This window comes from Ruegeria sp. CE6 (assembly GCF_056537485.1).
In genome coordinates this window covers 1,030,913-1,049,886 of record NZ_JBQFRR010000002.1, presented here as the reverse complement: position 1 = coordinate 1,049,886, position 18,974 = coordinate 1,030,913, and the positions used below count along the sequence as shown (strand labels likewise).

Annotated in this window: 23 protein-coding genes; 9 read left to right on the top strand and 14 right to left on the bottom strand. The window is 58.1% G+C overall.

All coding sequences use genetic code 11. The features are described from left to right. Genes ACR0DK_RS13680 through ACR0DK_RS13665 form a run of 4 tightly spaced genes read right to left on the bottom strand, consistent with a single transcriptional unit; the run spans position 1 to position 4,734 of the window. Positions 1–1,305, bottom strand: a complete 1,305-nt coding sequence (locus ACR0DK_RS13680) for an NAD(P)/FAD-dependent oxidoreductase (protein WP_170817600.1) — start codon at positions 1,303–1,305, stop codon at positions 1–3. Between the two features lie 12 nt (positions 1,306–1,317). Beyond that, positions 1,318–2,676 (bottom strand): glutamine synthetase family protein, encoded by a 1,359-nt coding sequence (locus ACR0DK_RS13675; RefSeq protein WP_170393610.1) that lies wholly within the window; start codon positions 2,674–2,676, stop codon positions 1,318–1,320. Next, the gene (locus ACR0DK_RS13670; protein ID WP_170404894.1) at positions 2,676–3,356 is read right to left on the bottom strand and encodes a type 1 glutamine amidotransferase; all 681 of its coding nucleotides are present in this window, start codon (positions 3,354–3,356) and stop codon (positions 2,676–2,678) included. The genes ACR0DK_RS13675 and ACR0DK_RS13670 overlap by 1 nt, the downstream gene beginning before the upstream one ends. Before the next feature lie 58 nt (positions 3,357–3,414). Further along, positions 3,415–4,734: a glutamine synthetase family protein gene (locus ACR0DK_RS13665; protein ID WP_480736579.1), complete on the bottom strand. Its 1,320-nt coding sequence runs from the start codon at positions 4,732–4,734 to the stop codon at positions 3,415–3,417. A 211-nt stretch (positions 4,735–4,945) separates the two neighbouring features. Between ACR0DK_RS13665 and ACR0DK_RS13660 the strand changes: the two genes are divergently transcribed. Then, positions 4,946–5,755: a M90 family metallopeptidase gene (locus ACR0DK_RS13660; RefSeq protein ID WP_480736577.1), complete on the top strand. Its 810-nt coding sequence runs from the start codon at positions 4,946–4,948 to the stop codon at positions 5,753–5,755. Here ACR0DK_RS13660 and ACR0DK_RS13655 read toward each other — a convergent pair. From ACR0DK_RS13655 to ACR0DK_RS13640, 4 genes are all read right to left on the bottom strand, one after another. Beyond that, positions 5,752–6,558 (bottom strand): ABC transporter permease, encoded by an 807-nt coding sequence (locus ACR0DK_RS13655; protein WP_480736575.1) that lies wholly within the window; start codon positions 6,556–6,558, stop codon positions 5,752–5,754. The two genes, ACR0DK_RS13660 and ACR0DK_RS13655, sit on opposite strands and share 4 nt — an antisense overlap. Next, a complete protein-coding gene (locus tag ACR0DK_RS13650; protein WP_480736573.1) occupies positions 6,555–7,442 on the bottom strand; it encodes an ABC transporter permease in 888 nt (295 codons plus the stop codon). The genes ACR0DK_RS13655 and ACR0DK_RS13650 overlap by 4 nt, the downstream gene beginning before the upstream one ends. Before the next feature lie 80 nt (positions 7,443–7,522). Beyond that, positions 7,523–8,272 (bottom strand): transporter substrate-binding domain-containing protein, encoded by a 750-nt coding sequence (locus tag ACR0DK_RS13645; RefSeq protein WP_170393598.1) that lies wholly within the window; start codon positions 8,270–8,272, stop codon positions 7,523–7,525. Positions 8,273–8,305: 33 nt separating this feature from the next. Beyond that, entirely contained in the window at positions 8,306–9,082 is a 777-nt protein-coding gene (locus ACR0DK_RS13640) for an ABC transporter ATP-binding protein (protein WP_170393596.1), read from the bottom strand. A gap of 366 nt (positions 9,083–9,448) precedes the next feature. Between ACR0DK_RS13640 and ACR0DK_RS13635 the strand changes: the two genes are divergently transcribed. Beyond that, a complete protein-coding gene (locus tag ACR0DK_RS13635) occupies positions 9,449–9,604 on the top strand; it encodes a DUF5993 family protein (RefSeq protein WP_223118239.1) in 156 nt (51 codons plus the stop codon). Positions 9,605–9,613: 9 nt separating this feature from the next. Beyond that, positions 9,614–10,192, top strand: coding sequence for a disulfide bond formation protein B (locus ACR0DK_RS13630; protein ID WP_170393594.1), 579 nt, complete (start codon positions 9,614–9,616; stop codon positions 10,190–10,192). 31 nt (positions 10,193–10,223) lie between these two features. On the opposite strand, the gene ACR0DK_RS13625 is transcribed toward ACR0DK_RS13630, so the two are convergent. The 6 genes from ACR0DK_RS13625 to secG form a co-directional block, all read right to left on the bottom strand. Next, positions 10,224–10,661, bottom strand: coding sequence for a tellurite resistance TerB family protein (locus tag ACR0DK_RS13625; RefSeq protein WP_170393592.1), 438 nt, complete (start codon positions 10,659–10,661; stop codon positions 10,224–10,226). A gap of 21 nt (positions 10,662–10,682) precedes the next feature. Further along, positions 10,683–11,132, bottom strand: a complete 450-nt coding sequence (locus ACR0DK_RS13620) for a tellurite resistance TerB family protein (protein ID WP_170393590.1) — start codon at positions 11,130–11,132, stop codon at positions 10,683–10,685. Between the two features lie 41 nt (positions 11,133–11,173). Continuing rightward, positions 11,174–11,467 (bottom strand): DUF1330 domain-containing protein, encoded by a 294-nt coding sequence (locus tag ACR0DK_RS13615; protein WP_170393588.1) that lies wholly within the window; start codon positions 11,465–11,467, stop codon positions 11,174–11,176. Positions 11,468–11,538: 71 nt separating this feature from the next. Further along, positions 11,539–12,315, bottom strand: a complete 777-nt coding sequence (locus tag ACR0DK_RS13610; protein ID WP_170393586.1) for an isocitrate lyase/PEP mutase family protein — start codon at positions 12,313–12,315, stop codon at positions 11,539–11,541. Positions 12,316–12,417: 102 nt separating this feature from the next. Further along, positions 12,418–14,061: a CTP synthase gene (locus ACR0DK_RS13605; RefSeq protein WP_170421030.1), complete on the bottom strand. Its 1,644-nt coding sequence runs from the start codon at positions 14,059–14,061 to the stop codon at positions 12,418–12,420. 159 nt (positions 14,062–14,220) lie between these two features. Then, positions 14,221–14,589 (bottom strand): preprotein translocase subunit SecG, encoded by a 369-nt coding sequence (gene secG / locus ACR0DK_RS13600; protein ID WP_010439184.1) that lies wholly within the window; start codon positions 14,587–14,589, stop codon positions 14,221–14,223. A 151-nt stretch (positions 14,590–14,740) separates the two neighbouring features. On the opposite strand from secG, the gene nthA reads away from it, so the two are divergent. The 6 genes from nthA (at position 14,741) to ACR0DK_RS13570 (ending at position 18,897) form a co-directional block, all read left to right on the top strand. Then, positions 14,741–15,355, top strand: coding sequence for a nitrile hydratase subunit alpha (gene nthA, locus ACR0DK_RS13595; RefSeq protein ID WP_480736566.1), 615 nt, complete (start codon positions 14,741–14,743; stop codon positions 15,353–15,355). Next, positions 15,352–16,029, top strand: coding sequence for a nitrile hydratase subunit beta (nthB, locus tag ACR0DK_RS13590; RefSeq protein WP_480561789.1), 678 nt, complete (start codon positions 15,352–15,354; stop codon positions 16,027–16,029). The genes nthA and nthB overlap by 4 nt, the downstream gene beginning before the upstream one ends. After that, on the top strand, positions 16,026–16,355 hold the full coding sequence (locus ACR0DK_RS13585) for a nitrile hydratase accessory protein (RefSeq protein WP_170393579.1): 330 nt from the start codon (positions 16,026–16,028) through the stop codon (positions 16,353–16,355). The genes nthB and ACR0DK_RS13585 overlap by 4 nt, the downstream gene beginning before the upstream one ends. Before the next feature lie 220 nt (positions 16,356–16,575). Beyond that, complete coding sequence (locus ACR0DK_RS13580; RefSeq protein ID WP_170393577.1) at positions 16,576–17,868, top strand: adenylosuccinate synthase; 1,293 nt, start codon at positions 16,576–16,578, stop codon at positions 17,866–17,868. Further along, positions 17,868–18,110: a DUF2842 domain-containing protein gene (locus ACR0DK_RS13575; RefSeq protein WP_170510671.1), complete on the top strand. Its 243-nt coding sequence runs from the start codon at positions 17,868–17,870 to the stop codon at positions 18,108–18,110. Before ACR0DK_RS13580 ends, ACR0DK_RS13575 begins: the two co-directional genes overlap by 1 nt. A 79-nt stretch (positions 18,111–18,189) precedes the next feature. Next, positions 18,190–18,897, top strand: a complete 708-nt coding sequence (locus ACR0DK_RS13570; protein ID WP_170563396.1) for a porin family protein — start codon at positions 18,190–18,192, stop codon at positions 18,895–18,897. The last annotated feature ends 77 nt before the right edge of the window (positions 18,898–18,974 follow it).

Genomic DNA, 18,974 nt, shown 5'->3' with positions numbered 1-18,974 from the left:
TCAGATACCCAGCCTGTCACGCAGCGCATACCAAGTCATGGCCAGTATCAGCAACGGCGTCCGCAAAGCAGGACCGCCCGGGAAGGGCACTGCAGGAACGCGGGCCATGGTATCGAACCCCTCAGCCTGCCCCTGGATCGCCAATGCCATGAGTTGCCCCGCATGGGTCGCGGTGCCGACGCCGTGGCCAGAATAACCCGAGGCGGACAGGATATTTGGCGCAACCCGGGTCAAATAGGGCATGCGCCGCATGGTGATGCCCAGCGTTCCGCCCCATGCGTAGTCGATTTTGACGTCACGCAGATGCGGGAAAATCTCGGTCATCGGCTTGCGGACTTTTGCGGCGATGTCCTCGGGGAAACGATAACCATAGCTTTCGCCACCCCCAAACAGCAGCCTGCCATCGGCGCTTAGCCGGAAATAGTTTATCACGAACTTGGTGTCAGCAACGGCGATATCTTTGGCCAAAACTTTTTGCACTTCAGCGCCCAAAGGTTCGGTTGCCGCGATGAAATTGTTGATTGGCATCACGCGCGATGCAACTTGCCGGTTCAGATCTCCGAGGTATCCGTTGCAGGCCAGAATAACGTGATCGGCAGTGATCGTGCCCTTTTCAGTGCGTACAGTAACACGAGCGCCCTGATCGATGCCAAGAACTTCGGTGTCTTCATGCAGTCTTAACCCGGCTCTGACAGCGGCACGCGCAAGGCCGAGGGCGTAGTTCAACGGGTGCAGGTGCGCGGCACCATTGTCCAGATACCCACCCGCATAGGCTGGTGAAGGACAAAGCCCGCGCGCGGCATCGGCATCTAAAGTTTCGATTTGGTCGTATTTGTATTTGCCCGACAGATGCGCCGCGTGATCATGTAGCTCTGCGCGCTCCGAGTTGTTAAAGCCCAGAACCGCAATGCCGGGCTTCAGGTCGCAATCGATCTGATGTTTTGAGATCAGAGATTTGACCAGATCCTTGGCTTCTTCGGCCAGATCCCAAAGCTTTAACGCATCTTCATCGCCGACAAGCCGTTCAAGATCCTCTTGATCCAAACGCTGCGCGCTGCCCAGTTGGCCTCCGTTGCGACCCGAAGCCCCAAAGCCCGCGCGATGAGCTTCCAGCAGGACAACATCGAACCCAGCCTCAGCCAGGTGCAATGCTGCCGAAAGGCCCGTATATCCGCCCCCGACAATGCAGACGTCTGCGGAATGGTCGCCTTCAAGCGCCGGGTGGCGGTCGAAGGCGTGCGCCGTTGCGGCATACCAGCTTGGCGGATACTCCGCCTTGCGGTCATTAGAATACAGCAGGTTCATCGCGTCTTTGCCCTAGACGTTCATCAGCAGATGCTCGCGTTCCCACGGGGAAATGACCTGCAGGAACTCTTCGTACTCAGCACGTTTGACGATGCCGTAGACACGGGCGAACTCGGGACCCAGAACTTCGTGCAGGGCAGTGGCTTCATCAAACAAATCCAGAGCTTCACCCATGATCTGAGGGATATCGCCGTCGCCTTCATAGGCGTCGCCATAGAATTGGCGGCGTGGGCGTTCTTGCTGAGTCAGGCCCAAATAGCCACAGGCCAACGACAATGCGATACCCAGATAGGGGTTGCAGTCCATGCCTGCGATGCGGTTTTCGACCCGGCGCGCCTCGGGGCCGGACAGAGGTACGCGAATGCCAGTTGTGCGATTGTCGCGTGCCCACTCCAGATTAATCGGGGCCGCATGGTCTTTGACGTAGCGGCGATATGAATTTACATACGGTGCCATCACCGCCAGCCCTGCAGGCAGGTGGTTCTGCAAGCCGGCGATGAAGTGATAAAACGCATCCGTCTCGCCACCTTGTGGACCGGAGAAGATGTTTTGTCCCGTTTCTTTTTCAATGATCGAGTGATGGATGTGCATGGCCGAGCCCGGCTCATCCTCGATCGGTTTCGCCATGAATGTCGCAAAGCAGTTGTGACGCAACGCGGCTTCGCGGATCAGGCGTTTGAAATAGAATACCTCGTCCGCCAGCTTCACCGGATCGCCATGACGCAGATTGATCTCTAGTTGTCCGGCACCGCCTTCTTGCGTGATCCCGTCGATCTCAAACCCCTGAAACTCGGCAAAGTCGTAGATGTCGTCGATCACCGGCCCGAATTCATCGACCGCTGTCATCGAGTAAGCCTGCCGCGCCGCCGCAGGTCGGCCCGAGCGGCCCATCATCGGCTTGATCCCTTGCGCGGGATCTACATTCGGCGCGACAAGAAAAAATTCCATCTCAGGGGCGACAACCGGCTTCCAACCTTTGTCGTGATACATCTTCACAACGCGTTTGAGCACATTGCGGGGGCTGAAAGGGATCGGCTCGCCATCTCGGTCGAACGCGTCGTGAATCACCTGCAAGGTCCAGTCGCCCGTCCAAGGAGCGGCCGACGCAGTTGAGAAGTCGGGTTTCAGGATCATGTCCCGCTCAATGAAACCGTCCTCACCTGCAGCTTCGCCCCAATCCCCTGTGATGGTCTGGTAGAAAATGCTGTCGGGTAGGTGAAAATAGGATTGCTTGGCAAACTTTGACGCCGGGACCGCCTTGCCGCGGGCGATGCCGGGCAGGTCAGAGATGATGCATTCAACCTCATCCAGCCGTTTGCCTTCAAAGTAGGTGCGCGCCGCCTCAGGCAGCTGATCTGTCCAGTCGGCCATCAGGCCCTCGCTTTCTTTAGGAACTCTGCCATGTGGTGTCCGATTTTGGCATTATCATCCGGGGCATCTTTCCGGTTCGCTGCCGCCTGCATCAACGCATCGGGAACCACGCCTTTGCCTCGGGTCTCCATCAAGCCCTGTATGAAGTCATTTCCATATTCAGGATGGGCCTGCACGGTCCAGATCGTATCGCCATAGGTGACCATGGCGTTTTGGCAAAAGTCATTCGTACCGGTGACCACCGCACCTGCGGGCAGTTTGGTCACTTGATCCTGATGCCAAGCATTCAGGGTGACAGTCTGATCGCCAAAGCTGTATTCCGTGCGTCCTACAGCCCAGCCACCATCAAACTTTTCCACTTTTCCACCAAGCGCTTGCGCGATGATCTGATGTCCAAAGCAGACACCAATCAAGGGGTTCCCTGTCTTCCGAATATCCCGGATCAGCTGTTCAAGCGGGGGAATCCAAACGTGATCTTCGTATGCGCCATGACGAGATCCGGTGATGATCCACCCGTCGGCCTGATGCGCGTCTTCCGGAAACTCACCATCGACCACTGCGTATGTTTGGAATTCAAAGCCGTTCCCACCCAGTAATGCGCGAAACATGCCATCATATTCCCCGAATTGTTCATGCAATTCATCGGGTGGGTGGCCGGTTACAAGGATGCCGATTTTCATAGTTCACCAAATTTGATCAAATTTATTCTAACGGAGCGAAGCGAGCTGGGCAAGAGGTTCAAACGCTCTCAAGATAGCTGAGCCAGTGCTCGTCAGGGGGGTGGGACGCGAATCGTGCAATTTCCTGCCGTTTGGTCATTACCAGGTTGCGGATCAGATCGTCCGGGAAAATGCGCGCAACTACCGGGTCAGTTTCGAAAGCAGAGATGGCCGACGGCCAGTCGGCTGCCAGCTGCGGCAGATCGGTCAACTCATAGGCATTGCCCGAAATCGGGCTGGGCGGTCGCAGGCCATCCTCGATCCCAACCATTGCCGCGCCCAGAACTGCGGCCAGCATGAGATAGGGGTTGATGTCACCGCCAGCAACGCGATGTTCGATCCGTCGGGCGGCAGGGGCACCACCCGGAATGCGCAGGGCAGCCGTGCGGTTTTCATAGGCCCAGCTTGCTCCGGTGGGTGCGTGGGCACCAGGCACGAGGCGCGTGTAAGAATTGCCATGCGGTGCGAAGATCAGCGTAGAGCCGGGCATCGCAGTCAGACATCCAGCAACCGCCGAGCGCAGTTCATCGGTTCCCTCGGCCCCTCCGTCATCGAAGACATTGCGTCCATCGACATCGACGATCGAGAAATGCACATGCATTCCGTTGCCCGCATCCTCGGCATAGGGCTTGGACATGAAGGTCGCTGTGAAGCCATGCTTGCGTGCCACGCCACGCGCCAAGGTCTTGAAAAGCCACGTATCATCGGCGCAGCGCATGGCGTCCTGATGGTTCAGATTGATCTCGAACTGGCCGATCCCGCTTTCAGATATTGCAGTCTGAGCGGGAATACCCATAGCGGCGCAACCATCATAGAGATCGGTGAAGAACGCATCAAACGCGTCCATTTCGGCCATCGACAGAACGGCTTCGTCCCGCAGCCTGCGGCGCGTGACCGGGTTGATCGGAGGCTGCGGTTGGTCGCCTGAGGCGTCAAGCAGAGTGAACTCGAGTTCGGTAGCGGCGATGACCGACCAGCCCCGTTCGGAAAATCGATCCAGAACCGCAGAAAGCGCGTGTCTCGGATCGCCTGCAAAAGGCGTGCCGTCATCGTGGTAGAGGCACATGGGCACCAGCGCGGTGGGTGTATCCAGCCAGGGCATGGGAACCGGACCACGCCCGGTGGGGCGCAACACACCATCTGCATCACCGCTTTCGAAGACAAGCGGGCTGCCTTCGATATCAGCGCCCCAGAGATCGACATTGAGCGCAGAGAACGGCATGCGTACGGCGCCTTTGTCCAACTTGGCACCGTATGAGGGCGGCACGCGTTTGCCACGCATCTGACCGTTGAGGTCACAGGCGGCGACGCGGAATGTATGCAGGGCGCTCAGCTCCATTGGGGGCTCCGTGGTCTAGTCACGAGAGGTTTAAATCAGGATTAGCGTCTTGTCACGAAATTTGATCAAATTACGAACAGGCGTCGCTTGCGGTGAGGCGCGATGTTGAAAATCAACCGACTTGTACAGTGGTCGAGACCGTTGTCTTCCGAGTTGTACAACATTCAGGTGCCCGATTGTGCCGGGCGTAGCGATGCCTATAGTCTCAGATATGTTCATCTTTCTTACCATAGTGTTACTGATCGCAGGCGGGGTCGGCTATTACGTCTGGTCCAAGAGACAGGCCCGCGCGGCGCTGTTGGCGACGCCTCTGACCTCGGATCAACGGGGCATCATTGATCAGCAAGTTCCCATCATCCGGCGGCTGCCCGCCGGGCTGCGCAGCCACTTGGATGGCAAGGTGAACCTGTTTCTGGATCAAGTGAGCTTCTACGGCTGCGACGGGTTGGAAGTGACTGAGGAGATGGAGCTGTCGATTGCGGCGCAGGCCTGTTTGCTCGTGATCAATAGCGACATTTGGTATGACAATCTGACGACCATTCTGATCTATCCCAATGCGTTCAAGTCAAAGCAGCAGCGGCGCTCGGGCTATGTCGTGTCCGAGAAAGAGATCGTGCGGACCGGGGAAAGCTGGGATCGCGGGCCGGTCATCCTGTCCTGGGCGCACAGCCGGCAGGGGGCGCTGAACGATCACGACGGGCATAACGTGGTGCTGCATGAGTTTGCGCATCAGATTGACGACCTGTCAGGCGGCACAAATGGTGTGCCGATCCTGAGCGAAGGGCAGACATTCGCCGAGTGGGAAAAGGTGTTCCTGACCGCCTATGACGCGCATGTTCACGCCGTTGAAAGCGGGCGGCAGACGGTGATCGACCCGTATGGCGCGACCGGCCACGAGGAGTTTTTTGCCGTCTCGGTCGAGGTGTTCTTTGAACGCCCCCGCGCGTTGCAGCGTGAAGTGCCCGAGGTTTATGAGCAGCTTTCGAAGCTGTTTCGTCTGAACCCCGTGGACTGGGCCTAGCGCGCCAGATTCAAACGGAACCGCATTTTTGCCTTTCGCTCGGCGGGCAGGTGGCGGTTCAGGCGTTTGTTGACCCTGCCGAAGCCCCAGACGATGACCAGCGTCAGCAGGATGAAATAGAATGCCAGTATCGGGTAGGGGATGAAGGGGTTGAACGTTTTGTCGGCAAAATAGCTGGCATAATACAGCGCGTCTCCGCGTTGTTGCCAGGCCGGGAAGGCCGAGAAAAAGACCAGCGTGGTGGACTGGAACACAAAGATGGCTTCGTTCGTGTAGGCGGGCCAGGCCAGCCGCAGCATGGTGGGCCAGATGATGCGGCGGAACCGGGACCAGCCGGTCATGCCATAAGCATCGGCCGCCTCGATATCTCCCTTTGGGATCGAACGCAGTGCGCCATAGAAGATCTCGCCCGAATAGGCGGATGTGTTCAGGAACAACACGATCAGCGCCCCCAGCCATGCAGATGTGAACGCATCGAACATGGGATAGGGTTTCTTCAGTGACAGGAAGAAGAAATAGGCAAAGAAGAACTGGATAAACAGCGGCGAGCCCCGGAACAGGAAGATGAACCACTCGGACGGTTTGCGCAGCCATTTGTTGGCGGACGCCTTGCCGACCGCCAGTGCGGTGGCCAGAAAGAAGCCCAGGATCATGGCCATGGCGCCGAAATAGATGTTCCAGATCATGCCCGAGCCGATCAGGGTGAAATGCTCGCACAAGGTGAAATCGGTTTTGGGCAGCAGGCGTTCTCCGAAGCCCAGCGACCGGAGGCCATAGTCCTGAATGGTCTGGATGCAGCTCATGCGGTGGTCTCCTTGCGCAGAAGCTCTCCGCCCGATGTGGCCTGACCGTGGGACAGGCGGCGCATCAGTTTTTCAAGCCCGATTTCCGAGACCCGCGTCATGCCGAGATAGAAGATCAGCAAAGCGAGAAAGTACCACATGCGCCAGTCGCCATGGGGATAGTCGGTGAACCGCGAGGTCTTGGTGCCGCCCAGCTCGCGCGCCCAATAGACGATGTCCTCGATGCCCAGCAGGAACAGCAGCGGCGTCGCCTTGATCAGCACCATCCAAAGGTTCGATAGGCCGGGCAGCGCATAGACCCACATCTGCGGCACCAGGATGCGCCAGAAGGTCTGGCGGCGGGTCATGCCGTAGGCTTCGGCTGTTTCAAGTTGGGCGTGCGGGACAGCGCGCATACCGCCGAACAGGACGTTGGCGGCGAAAGCGCCGAAGACGATGGAGAAGGTGATGACCGCAAGGAAGAAACCATAGGTTTCGTGCACCCATTCCGGCGCGGTGCCCAGCGGCAGTTTGGCGGCCTGACAGACGATAAAGTCATTGCCTTGCCGAACAGGCTCGGTCCAGTCGGGGCAGATTACCTTGTGGCGCAGCCATTCGAACCCCTGATCCAGCGCAATCACGAAGAACAGAAAGAAAGCGATATCAGGCACGCCACGCACGATGGCGATATAGGCCTTACCCAGCCAGCTAAGCGGCGGGAAATGCGATCGCGCTGCCATAGCGCCGGCAAAACCGAAGCTCAGGGCGACCGGGGCGGTGACGGCCAGCAGACCCAGCACCTTGAAGAACGACAAGTAGAACGACCAGTGGACGCCATTGGTCAGATAGCACGAGAACCAGCGGAACGTGCCCAGCGTGTCAGGATCAGCGCAGTAGGAGAACATAAGGCGTCTTTCGAACGTCTGGCCGGTCTCAGGTCCGGCAGGTCCGGCGCGCGCACGCGCCGGACAATTGGACGGAGGGCTTAGTTGGTTACGACCGAGCCGTCTGTGTTGTATGTAGCGATACCTTCGCCAAACCATTTGACCAGCATCTCGTTGAGCGTGCCGTCCGCCTTCATGGACGAAATAGCGTCATCGAACTTGCCGCGCAGTTCTGCGTCGCTCTCGCGCAGGCCCATGCCGATGCCACCGCCCAGCGGGACAAGATCGCCGACAAAGACCAGCTCGCCACCGGATTCCTCAACAATCGGGACCAAGAAGTCATAGTCCGCCAGCACCGCATCCGCTTCGCCGTTGCGCACGGCGGCGATGGTTTCTTCGGGGGTGGCGAATTCGACCAGAGTCGCGCCGGATTCAGCAACGTGACCGGCCTGAATGGTTGCGGTCTGTGCAGCGACGATGCCACCTTTCGTGTCAGCGCCATCTGAAGCAGCTACGTAAGCTGAGGCGGTCGGCGGGTAGTAGTTCTGGGTAAAGTCGATGACCTCATCGCGTTCGTCAGTGATCGACATGCCGGCGATGATGGTATCGTAGTTGCCCGAGACCAGGTTCGGAATGATCGAATCCCAGTCGTTCTTGACCCATTCGCATTCCAGACCAGCGCGCTTGCACAGCTCGTCACCGACTTCACGCTCGAAGCCGTCGATCTCACCAGCATCATTGATGAAGTTGTACGGAGGGTAGGCGCCCTCGGTGCCCATGCGCACAGTTTCGGCCATTGCGATACCGGCGGTCAACGCCAGTGCTGCGGTGGTCAGAATCAGGTTTTTCATGAGTTACTCCCCTTTATTGGTTCTGTCCGTTGGTTAAGCCGCCTGAGTGGCGGAGAGAAAGCCCTGAAGCCGTTCGGATTCAGGGGCAGTGAAAATGTCTTCGGCTGAACCCTCTTCTTCGATCAGGCCCTGATGCAGGAACACAACGTGGCTGGAGATATCCGCAGCCATCTTCATGTCATGGGTCACGATGATCATGGTGCGGCCTTCTGCGGCCAGATCCTTGATCACTTTGATCACTTCCTGTTCCAGTTCGGGATCGAGCGCTGAGGTCGGTTCGTCAAACAGCAGCGCCTGAGGTTCCATGCACAGCCCACGTGCGATTGCGGCGCGTTGTTGCTGTCCGCCCGATAGTTGCGCCGGATAGACGTCGCATTTGTCGCCGATGCCGACCTTTTCCAGATATTTGCGCGCGCTGTCTTCGACCTCGGCCTTGTCGCGGCCCATGACAGTGACCGGAGCCTCCATCACATTCTGCAGGATGGTCATATGGGCCCACAGATTGAACTGCTGGAACACCATCGACAGATTTGTGCGGATGCGCAACACCTGCTTGGGATCGGCGGGACGGCGATGATTGTGGCTGCCAGTCCAACGGACGGGCTCGCCTTTGAACAGAATCTCGCCCTCTTGGCTGTCTTCCAACAGATTGCAGCAGCGCAGCAGGGTAGACTTCCCCGAGCCGGATGATCCGATCAGCGACACGACGTCGCCGCGATGCGCGGTGATGTCCACGCCCTTGAGCACCTCGAGTTGGCCAAAGCTTTTGTGCAGGTTCTTGATCTCAATGACGGGAGCGGCGTCTGTCACGGGCAGTCCAGATATGATTGGTGTTGGTGCGGTAATAGGGCTGAAAAATCGGGCTAATGCAATGCGCAATTGACAAGTTCACGCAGCGAAATTGCCAAATCGGGCGGTCGCGCTGTCTAAACTGTCAGTTTGTTGGGCGCATTCTGTGACTCGATGCACCATTATCGACAGGTCAGCCAGATCAATCTCTTGATTGCGGCCCAGAGATTCAGGTCACAGGATTCCGGATCAACCGAGGTGATCCTCAGCGAAACCAAATTTATTGAACTGGCTTGATCCAATCACCAAAACTGTTTGAATTTGGGAATAATTCGTTTTGAGTTAAAGATTGAAATATACGAATTCAATTCACGTAAGGGGCTTCTTGTGATCGCGCTATTATTTGCATTGTTCGCCGGCACGATGGTGCTGGCATACTTTAAGCTGGTCAGAATTTCATACGCATTGTTCGTGCTGACGCTTTTGGCGAGTGCCTACTGGCTGAAGTTTCACGCCACGACCCCCTTAACGATTCAACTGTGAGGTCGTCCAATGTCACCTGAATTTGCTCGTAACATGAATGCGATTGGTGCACTGGCGGTTTGCCTGGTTCTGGTGCTTGCCTTCTACTTTCAGCTTGTCCTTTACGAACTGCCCTGTCCGTTATGTTTGCTCCAACGCGTGGGATTCGTGGCCGTTGGGTTCGGGCTTGCTCTGAACCTGTTATGGGGTACGCGCGCCAGAAACTATGGCATCGTGCTGGTGGCAGCGATATTTGGGATCAGCGTTTCGATCCGCCAGATCCTGCTGCATATCGTGCCCGGAACAGGGCACTACGGCTCCCCGGTTCTGGGCCTACACTTCTATACCTGGGCGGGAGTTGCCTTTGGTTTGATCATCCTTGGCACCGCAATCATGCTGGTATTCGAGAAGCAGTATGATCTTGCCTCGGACGTTCGGGCAACCGAACGCTTCGGAGGAAGTACATTGGCCAAAACAGCGTTTTTCCTGATTTTGGCATTGGCCGTCGCGAACGCTGGTTCGGCGCTTTTGGAGTGTGGGCCTGGCATCTGTGACGATCCACCGACGGACTACAAGTTTCTGAATGAGCTTGAAGGCAGCGATTCATAGCGCTGACAACGCCCAAAGGCTTGCCGGTTGATCAGACCTTCGCCGCCTTTTGTCTTGCAAGCGCCGAATCCACATCGCTCACGCCGAGCAGGCTGACGACAAGGCGTAGCAGAGAATCCTCTTCACCGCTGCGGTGCCCATCCGCCAGTGCGACCGACCACATGGCCTGCACAACGGCCAGGCGGTCGTCATAGGCGATCGCCTCTTTGATGGCGCGAGTAAAGCGGACGGTGTCGGGCGCCTCGGCTTCAAGGTCTTCGGCTCGGGCGCGCAGGGCTGCGGCCTCAAATGGCGACAGGCCGTAGCGTTCGGCCGAGATGCGGTCGATTCGGGCCATTTCGGTATCGGCATAGTCGTTGTCGGACCGAGCGATACGCACCAACAGGGCGGTGAGGGCCAGACGGGCATCATCTTCGACAAGCGGGTCGGGCTGCGGCTGCGTGAGCCGGGACAGGAAATCACTGAACATAAGCGTTTATATAGAGATAGCCTAGGTCGCTTCCAAGCGGCTTTGTATCCGCTCGCGTGCCGCTTTGCTGTCGTTGAAGCTGAGGCCCATGGCAATGCGGGCTTCTTCGACGATCTTGACCTCGCCCTCGTCCGAGTTGCCATCGGCCAGCACGACCTCCCACAGGGCGTCAAGCGCGGCCAAGCGTTCCTGAAGATCGGTGGTTTCGCGGATCAGTTTGCCGAATGTATCTGTTTCCGGAGCAGCTGCGTGCAATTTTTCGCAGGTGGCGCGGACCTTGGCGGCCTCGATCGCATTGTGCTGGTAAAGTCGCGCAAGAATGCGGTCGATCAGGCTGATCTCTTCCAGCTTGTAGTCGCGGTCGGCCTGCGCGACACGTACCAGCAATGCCCCCAGGGCCAGTTCGGCATCAGGATCGGGCAGTTTGTCATGTTGCGGCGGCCGAAAGGCCTGGAAGAATTTTTTCAACATATCGGCAGGATATTCCGTAATTCGAGGCGCGCCAAGCGGTGCTAGCCCTCATAGCCCTGAATAATCACAAGATCGCCGGTCGAAACCGGATCGCGCAAGGCCTTGGCGGCTTGATAGGCATCGCTTTCATAGCAGGCCAGCGCCTGTTCATAGCTGGGAAATTCGATGACAACTGTGCGGGCGCGAGCCTTGCCTTCAGGCTCGCTCCTCTCGCCGCCGCGTACAAGAAACTTGGCCCCGTAATCGGCGAATGGGGCCGCATTGGCAGCAATGTAAGATTTGTAGGTTTCAATGTCGTCTACATCGACATGGGCAACCCAGTATCCTTTGGCCACAAGGTGTCCTCCGCTGGTATCGGATGCAAGGTGCGGAGGAACAGGTTGAAATGCAATCCCCTAAAAGTGGATCATCCACCGGATTGCAGCGCGGCGCGTGCTGAATCCTGTAACCAAGCGGTCATTTGCCGATAGGGAACCGGGCCATAGCTGATCCGGGCCACGCCGAGTTTCGCCAGCGTCGGCGTGTCAGGCGTGCCGGGCAGGGCGATGATGTTGACCGGCAGGTCGGTGGCCGCGCAAAGCTGGCCGATCATGGATTCGTCTTTCAGGCCCGGCGCGAAGAACCCGCTGGCTCCGGCATCGGCGTAGGCGGCCGCGCGGGCCATGGCGTCATCCAGCATCGCTTGATCATGCGTGTCCGGAGCGGCTTTGAGGAAGATGTCAGTGCGGGCGTTGATGAAGGCGGGAACACCGGCCACGTCACAGCTTTCGCGCATCGCAGCGACACGCGCTGCCTGTGTTTCGATATCATAAAGATCTTTAGTTCCAACGACCTGATCTTCGAAGTTAAAGCCGATTACACCGGTTTCCAGCGCGCGTTTGACATTGGCCGATATGCCAAAAGTATCCTCGGCATAAGCGCCTTCGAGGTCCATGGTGACCGGTATATCAACCGCCTCGACAATGCGGCGAGCGTTGTCTAACGCCAACTCAAACGGGATGTTCTGGCCGTCCGAAAACCCCTGCGCCATTGCCACCGGAGCACTGCCAGTCGCCAGCGCTTTGGCCCCTGCATCGCGTACAGCGACGGCGCTGCCGGGGTCCCAAATGTTATAGAGGATGACCGGATCACCCTTCTTGTGCAGGGCGGCAAATGTTTCTGCTTGGGTAATCTGATCGGTCATGGCCGGTCTCCTGTCGCTGCTATGGCGGCAGTTAACCGTGCAAACCGCCGGCGCGTAAAGATATTTCGCGCCGACTGGTACAAATCTGTTATCGGCCCGTGATCAGACCAGACGCGAGGTGTCTTTCGCGGCGCGCACGAATTCGCGGAACAGGGGGTGCGGGTCGAAGGGTTTGGATTTCAGTTCCGGGTGATACTGAACACCAATAAACCATGGGTGATCCGACCATTCGACGATTTCCGGCAAACGCCCATCTGGCGACATGCCCGAGAAATTCAAGCCTGCCTTTTCCAGTTTGTCGCGGTACTTGATGTCGACCTCATAGCGGTGACGGTGGCGTTCCTCAATCTGGGTGCCGCCATAGACTTCCGCGACCTTCGAGCCTTCGGCCAGAACCGCATTATAGGCGCCCAAACGCATGGTGCCGCCCTTGTCGTCTCCGACTTTGCGTTCGACCTTGTGGTTGCCCTGCACCCATTCTTTCAGGTGGTAAACAACGGGTTCAAAACGCTTTTTGCCAGCCTCGTGGTCAAATTCCTCGGACCCGGCTTCGGTGATTCCCGCCGCGTTGCGTGCGGCTTCGATCACGGCCATCTGCATGCCCAGACAGATGCCCAGATAGGGCACTTTGTGTTCACGCGCATATTGAGCGGCCTTGATCTTGCCTTCGGTGCCACGTTCGCCAAAGCCGCCGGGGACGAGGATGGCGTGGAAGCCTTCCAGATGAGGTGCGGCGTCTTCGTTGTCAAACACCTCGGCATCGACCCACTCGATCTTGACGCGGACGCGGTTGGCCATGCCGCCATGGGTCAGGGCCTCGGCAATTGACTTATAGGCATCTTCAAGCTGGGTGTATTTGCCGACGATGGCTACTTTCACTTCGCCTTCGGCGTTGTGGATGCGGTCGCTGACGTCTTCCCATTTGGCCAGATCGGGCTTGGGGGCCGGGCTGATCTGGAATGCGTCCAGAACCGCCTGATCCAGACCTTCACGGTGATAGGCCAGCGGGGCGTCGTAGATGGTGCTGAGGTCTTGTGCGGCAATCACGCTGTCAGGGCGGACGTTGCAGAACAGGGCCAGCTTTTCGCGTTCTTTGGTTGGAATCGGTCCCTCGGACCGGCAAACCAGAATGTCAGGGGCTAGACCGATCGAGCGCAACTCTTTCACCGAATGCTGGGTTGGCTTGGTTTTCAACTCGCCCGATGCTTTGATATAGGGCAGCAGCGTCAGGTGCATGAAGATACACTGACCGCGCGGCTTGTCCTGACTGAACTGGCGGATCGCTTCAAAGAAGGGCAGGCCCTCAATATCACCTACGGTGCCGCCGATTTCACAGAGCATGAAATCAACTTCATCCTCGCCAATCGCGATGAAATCCTTGATCTCATTCGTGACGTGCGGGATCACCTGAATGGTTTTGCCGAGGTAATCTCCACGGCGCTCTTTCTCCAGCACATTGGAATAAATCCGCCCCGAGCTGACCGAGTCGGTCTTGCGTGCCGCCACACCGGTGAAGCGTTCGTAATGGCCAAGGTCCAGATCGGTTTCAGCGCCGTCATCGGTAACGAATACTTCGCCATGTTCGAAGGGCGACATGGTGCCCGGATCGACGTTTAGATAGGGGTCCAGCTTGCGCAGACGCACCGAATATCCCCGGGCCTGCAACAGCGATCCCAACGCCGCCGAAGCCAGTCCTTTGCCCAAGGACGAAACCACACCACCAGTGATGAAAATAAAACGCGCCATGTTTTTCGGCTGCTCCCGTGAGACGTCATTATTAGCTGCCCGGCGGTTCGAAAAAACCGCTGCATCACGGGACTTCACGTATAAAGGATTCGCGCACATAGCGCAAGAGAACCGCAAGATGCTGTTGCAGTTCCCTTATGATTTTCTAGGTTTTGTGGCTTAGTCGGCCGCCTGCGGGATCAGCGGAGCATTGTCGCCTTGCGCCGGCGGCAACAATTCATCTGCCGATGGGACTGCCGGAGCGCTTTCCTCAGCCGGGGCCGGGGCAGGCACGCCCAAACGGTCAATCACCGAGCTGCCAGAAGATTTCTGGGCCGCCAGAATCGTCAGCGTGATCGAGGTGACGATAAAGCACGCGGCCAGGATCCATGTCAGCTTGCCCAACGCCGTTGCTGCCGCGCGGCCCGTCATGGCCCCGCCGCCACCGCCACCCATCCCAAGGCCGCCGCCTTCGGAACGTTGCATCAGCACAACGACAATCAGGCCCAAGGCCAGAAGAAGGTGGATGATGAGAACGACGTTTTCCATGGTGGTCCTGTACAGCGTGGCGTGTATCGCGTGGTACTTATGCAAGTTTGCCAGCGGGGGCAAGTCACGAGTTGGCATCACGTGCGGTGATGTTTCATATCACACCAAAGAGACTGGACAGAGCGCTGTTCTGTCGCGCAGGCTGCGCCTCATGCCACATGATGATCACGACCACCCGCACGCCCTGTTGCCTCCCGAACCCGCGCTGCGCGTCAAAGCGCTTGAGACGATTCTGACCCGCAAGGGTCTGATTGATCCTGCAGCGCTGGATGAAATCATCGATACTTATCAGAACAAGATAGGTCCACAGAACGGCGCGCATGTTGTTGCCAAGGCTTGGAGTGATCCCGATTTCAGAGCCGCGCTGCTGGCGGACGCCACATCGGTCGTGGCCGATCTGGGGTTTTACGGTCGTCAGGGTGAGCATATGGTGGTCGTCGAGAACACGCCTGAACAGCACAACATGGTCGTCTGCACCTTGTGCAGCTGTTACCCGTGGCCGCTGCTAGGAATTCCACCCGGCTGGTACAAATCTGACGCTTACCGCGCCCGCGCCGTGCGAGAGCCGCGCAAGGTCCTGTCTGAGTTTGGCATTACCTTGCCCGAAGGCACTTCGGTCCGCGTTTGGGATTCGACGGCCGAAATTCGTTACCTCGTCCTGCCGATGCGCCCAGAGGGCACAGAAGGATTGAACGCGGACGAATTGGCGGCGCTGGTCACCCGCGACAGCATGATCGGCACTGGGCTACCCAAGGTGCCGTCATGACGCGGGTCCATGATATGGGAGGGCGCTTTGGTGATGGTCCGGTGAACCCGGAACCCGAAGACGCGCCGGTGTTTGCCGAAGACTGGCACGGTCGGGCGCTGGCGGTAACGCTCGCTGCGGGGTTTTTGGGGCAATGGAATATCGATGTCTCACGTCACGCGCGGGAAAGGTTGTCTCCTACGGACTACGCGCGGTTTTCTTACTATGAGAAATGGATGTCTGGTCTGGCTGATCTTCTGGTCGAAAAGGGTGTCCTGACGCTTGATGATTTGCGCGGTGTTGACGGGGATGGTGTTCATCCTCTGACTGAGCGTACCCTGATGGCTGACGCCGTCGCAGGCGCTTTGGCCAAAGGTGGACCCGCAGATCGCCCGTCGAACGTCGAAGTTCGGTTTCAAGCCGAACAAGCAGTCCGAACCTTGAGCCAGAGCGCCAATCGACTGGTTGATGGCGGCCACACCCGGTTGCCGATCTATGCCGCGGGTGCAACGGGTCGCATCCTCAGGCTGCATGGCACTCATGTCCTGCCGGATTCCAACGCCCATGGGTTGGGTGAAGCCCCCGAGCCGCTATATGCGGTCGTGTTTCCCGCCTCAGAACTTTGGGCAAACCCCGAGCATCCGGCGGATGAAGTCGTGCTGGACCTCTGGCAGTCTTATTTGGAGCCCGCATGAGCGATTGTATCACTCACTCGGCCCCCGAGCCGATTTTTGCCGAGCCCTGGCACGCGCAGGTTTTTGCGGTCACAGTGGCCTTGAACGAAGCGGGCCGGTTTGATTGGCCGGACTGGGCGGAACGGTTTTCCAATACTTTGAAACGGAACGGCCTCAAAAAAGATCTGGATGGTGGGGACGATTACTTTCACGCTTGGTTGGAGACCTTGGAGGCGCTGCTGGCTGAGCAGGGGGAAGCGCCCACTGATGATGTCCAGGATCTTCGCAATGCATGGGAAGAGGCTTACCTGACAACACCCCACGGTCATCCCGTACACTTGCGCTAAAAGCAGAGGGGGCGCTGCCCCCGCCGCCCGTCCGGGCGACTCCCCCGAGGTACTTTTGGCCAGATGAAGCAGGGGATCCGCTCTTCATCTGGCCAAAATCACCTCCACCGGAGGCATCGCGCGCAGCACGATTTGTGTCTGCGGCGAAATATCGGTTTCCCTGCCGTCTGTGCCCGGCTATATGAGCCGGGTTTGAATATTCAGCGCAAAAGGACCGGATATGGCCAACGTGGTTGTTGTCGGCGCCCAGTGGGGTGACGAAGGAAAAGGCAAGATCGTCGACTGGCTCAGTGAGCGAGCGGATGTGATCGCGCGTTTTCAGGGTGGACATAATGCCGGGCACACGCTGGTCATTGAGGGTGAGGTTTACAAACTGCATGCGCTACCTTCGGGCGTCGTACGCGGTGGAAAGCTGAGCGTGATCGGCAATGGGGTCGTTTTGGACCCTTGGCACCTGATCAAAGAGATCGGTACCATCCGCGCGCAGGGTGTCGATATCACGCCCGAGACGCTGATGATTGCCGAGAACACCCCGCTGATCCTGCCGTTCCATGGCGAGCTGGATCGTGCGCGCGAAAGCCAGAACTCGGTGGCCAAGATCGGCACGACCGGTCGCGGGATCGGTCCATGCTATGAAGACAAGGTTGGTCGGCGTGTGATCCGGGTGGCTGATCTGGCTGATGATGCGACGCTAGCGCTGCGGGTCGATCGGGCCTTGGTCCATCACAATGCGCTGCGCAATGGGCTGGGGTTGGAACCAATTGATCGCGATGCATTGATTGCGCAGTTGAAAGAGATCGCGCCGCAGATTTTGCCTTTCGCAGCACCGGTGTGGAAGGTGCTGAACGAGAAGCGCAAGGCAGGCAAGCGAATCCTGTTCGAAGGCGCACAGGGTGCGCTGCTGGATATCGATTTCGGGACCTATCCGTTTGTGACATCGTCGAATGTGATTGCGGGCCAGGCCTCGACAGGCGTTGGGATTGGACCGGGTTCGATCGACTTCGTTTTGGGCATCGTCAAGGCGTACACGACCCGCGTGGGTGAGGGGCCTTTCCCAACCGAATTAGACGACGAAGATGGCCAACGCCTGGGCGAACGGGGGCATGAGTTCGGCACCACGACGGGGCGCAAACGCCGTTGTGGTTGGTTCGATGCCTGTCTGGTACGTCAAACCTGCGCGACCAGCGGCGTGAACGGCATCTCCCTGACCAAACTGGATGTATTGGACGGGTTCGAGACGCTGAAAATTTGTGTCGGGTATGAGCTGGATGGCGATCGTCTGGACTATCTGCCGACCGCCGCCGACCAGCAAGCACGTTGCACGCCGATTTACGAAGAGATGCCGGGCTGGAGCGAATCCACCGAAGGCGCGCGCAGTTGGGCAGACTTGCCTGCGAACGCGATCAAATACGTGCGCCGCGTCGAGGAATTGATCGAATGTCCGGTCGCCCTGTTGTCCACCAGCCCGGAGCGGGAGGACACCATTCTGGTGACCGACCCGTTTGCAGATTGATGAGCAGCAACGACAAACCCGGCCTCAGCTATAAGGCACGTCGGCGGTGGTCATTGGTGCTGCTGCTGATCGGGCTCCCCGTCTATATCGTTGCGGTTGTGACAATCGTGAACTGGCTGGATCGCCCGCCGATCTGGCTGGAACTTCTGGTATATGTCGCGCTTGGCATTGTCTGGGCGTTGCCGTTCAAATTTGTCTTCCGCGGGGTGGGCAAAGAGGACCCGGATCAAGATCAAAGCTAAGCCGCCCGATTGTCTTGGTGTCTTCTGCGTGGCACGATGTTTGCGACTTTCTTTCGCGGCAACCAGAGGCAGATAGGGCATGAAAAACCGGGTATTAGCGGCGGTTACCACAACATGTATCGCGAGCAGCGCTCAGGCCGATGATTGGCGCTATACCATTGCGCCTTATTTCTGGGGGCCGGAATTCAGAACCTCACTGGACGTGGGACCAAACCCGCCGGTGAACGGGGATACCTCGATCTTCGACATTCTGAAGGGCGCGTTCCTGATCGCTGGTCAGGCCCGAAATGGGCGTTGGACCATTGGTGGTGAGTTCAATTATCTCAATTTGGGTGACGATGTCTCGGTCGGTCGGTTTGACGATGCAGCCAGTTGGGATCTTGAGGGCACGATGGTCTCACTGGCGGCCAGCTATGCGGTCTATCAGGATGATCGGTCACGGTTGGAAGCGTTGGCCGGGCTGCGCCATTGGGACCTGGATGTTTCGACCACCGTGCTGGATCGCACCTTCAGCACAGATCAAAGCTGGACCGACCCGTTGATCGGCGCACGCTATAACTACGCGCTGAATGACCGCTGGAGCCTCACAGCGATGGGCAATATCGGCGGCTTCGGTTATGGCTCGGAATTCCAGTGGGAGGCGCTGGTGCAGGCTAGTTGGAATTGGCGTGAGAATATCAACGTTGCGGGCGGGTATCGCCATCTGGATGTTGAGTTTGAAGACGGGCGCGATGTGATTGATCTGATCCTGACCGGCCCTTACGTGGCGCTGGCGTTCAACTTCTGAACTTGACTGGCTTTTTGGCTGCCAGCCACGGAACGAAAAAGGGCCAGAGTTTCCTCTGGCCCAATTTTGTCTTGAGG

What these genes read in the sequence shown, in the direction of transcription:
- ACR0DK_RS13680 (WP_170817600.1), bottom strand. Translation starts at nt 1,305, where the DNA reads ATGAACCTGCTGTATTCTAATGACCGCAAGGCGGAGTATCCGCCAAGC.
- ACR0DK_RS13675 (WP_170393610.1), bottom strand. Translation starts at nt 2,676, where the DNA reads ATGGCCGACTGGACAGATCAGCTGCCTGAGGCGGCGCGCACCTACTTT.
- ACR0DK_RS13670 (WP_170404894.1), bottom strand. Translation starts at nt 3,356, where the DNA reads ATGAAAATCGGCATCCTTGTAACCGGCCACCCACCCGATGAATTGCAT.
- ACR0DK_RS13665 (WP_480736579.1), bottom strand. Translation starts at nt 4,734, where the DNA reads ATGGAGCTGAGCGCCCTGCATACATTCCGCGTCGCCGCCTGTGACCTC.
- ACR0DK_RS13660 (WP_480736577.1), top strand. Translation starts at nt 4,946, where the DNA reads ATGTTCATCTTTCTTACCATAGTGTTACTGATCGCAGGCGGGGTCGGC.
- ACR0DK_RS13655 (WP_480736575.1), bottom strand. Translation starts at nt 6,558, where the DNA reads ATGAGCTGCATCCAGACCATTCAGGACTATGGCCTCCGGTCGCTGGGC.
- ACR0DK_RS13650 (WP_480736573.1), bottom strand. Translation starts at nt 7,442, where the DNA reads ATGTTCTCCTACTGCGCTGATCCTGACACGCTGGGCACGTTCCGCTGG.
- ACR0DK_RS13645 (WP_170393598.1), bottom strand. Translation starts at nt 8,272, where the DNA reads ATGAAAAACCTGATTCTGACCACCGCAGCACTGGCGTTGACCGCCGGT.
- ACR0DK_RS13630 (WP_170393594.1), top strand. Translation starts at nt 9,614, where the DNA reads ATGTCACCTGAATTTGCTCGTAACATGAATGCGATTGGTGCACTGGCG.
- ACR0DK_RS13625 (WP_170393592.1), bottom strand. Translation starts at nt 10,661, where the DNA reads ATGTTCAGTGATTTCCTGTCCCGGCTCACGCAGCCGCAGCCCGACCCG.
- ACR0DK_RS13620 (WP_170393590.1), bottom strand. Translation starts at nt 11,132, where the DNA reads ATGTTGAAAAAATTCTTCCAGGCCTTTCGGCCGCCGCAACATGACAAA.
- ACR0DK_RS13610 (WP_170393586.1), bottom strand. Translation starts at nt 12,315, where the DNA reads ATGACCGATCAGATTACCCAAGCAGAAACATTTGCCGCCCTGCACAAG.
- ACR0DK_RS13605 (WP_170421030.1), bottom strand. Translation starts at nt 14,061, where the DNA reads ATGGCGCGTTTTATTTTCATCACTGGTGGTGTGGTTTCGTCCTTGGGC.
- secG (WP_010439184.1), bottom strand. Translation starts at nt 14,589, where the DNA reads ATGGAAAACGTCGTTCTCATCATCCACCTTCTTCTGGCCTTGGGCCTG.
- nthA (WP_480736566.1), top strand. Translation starts at nt 14,741, where the DNA reads ATGCCACATGATGATCACGACCACCCGCACGCCCTGTTGCCTCCCGAA.
- nthB (WP_480561789.1), top strand. Translation starts at nt 15,352, where the DNA reads ATGACGCGGGTCCATGATATGGGAGGGCGCTTTGGTGATGGTCCGGTG.
- ACR0DK_RS13585 (WP_170393579.1), top strand. Translation starts at nt 16,026, where the DNA reads ATGAGCGATTGTATCACTCACTCGGCCCCCGAGCCGATTTTTGCCGAG.
- ACR0DK_RS13580 (WP_170393577.1), top strand. Translation starts at nt 16,576, where the DNA reads ATGGCCAACGTGGTTGTTGTCGGCGCCCAGTGGGGTGACGAAGGAAAA.
- ACR0DK_RS13575 (WP_170510671.1), top strand. Translation starts at nt 17,868, where the DNA reads ATGAGCAGCAACGACAAACCCGGCCTCAGCTATAAGGCACGTCGGCGG.
- ACR0DK_RS13570 (WP_170563396.1), top strand. Translation starts at nt 18,190, where the DNA reads ATGAAAAACCGGGTATTAGCGGCGGTTACCACAACATGTATCGCGAGC.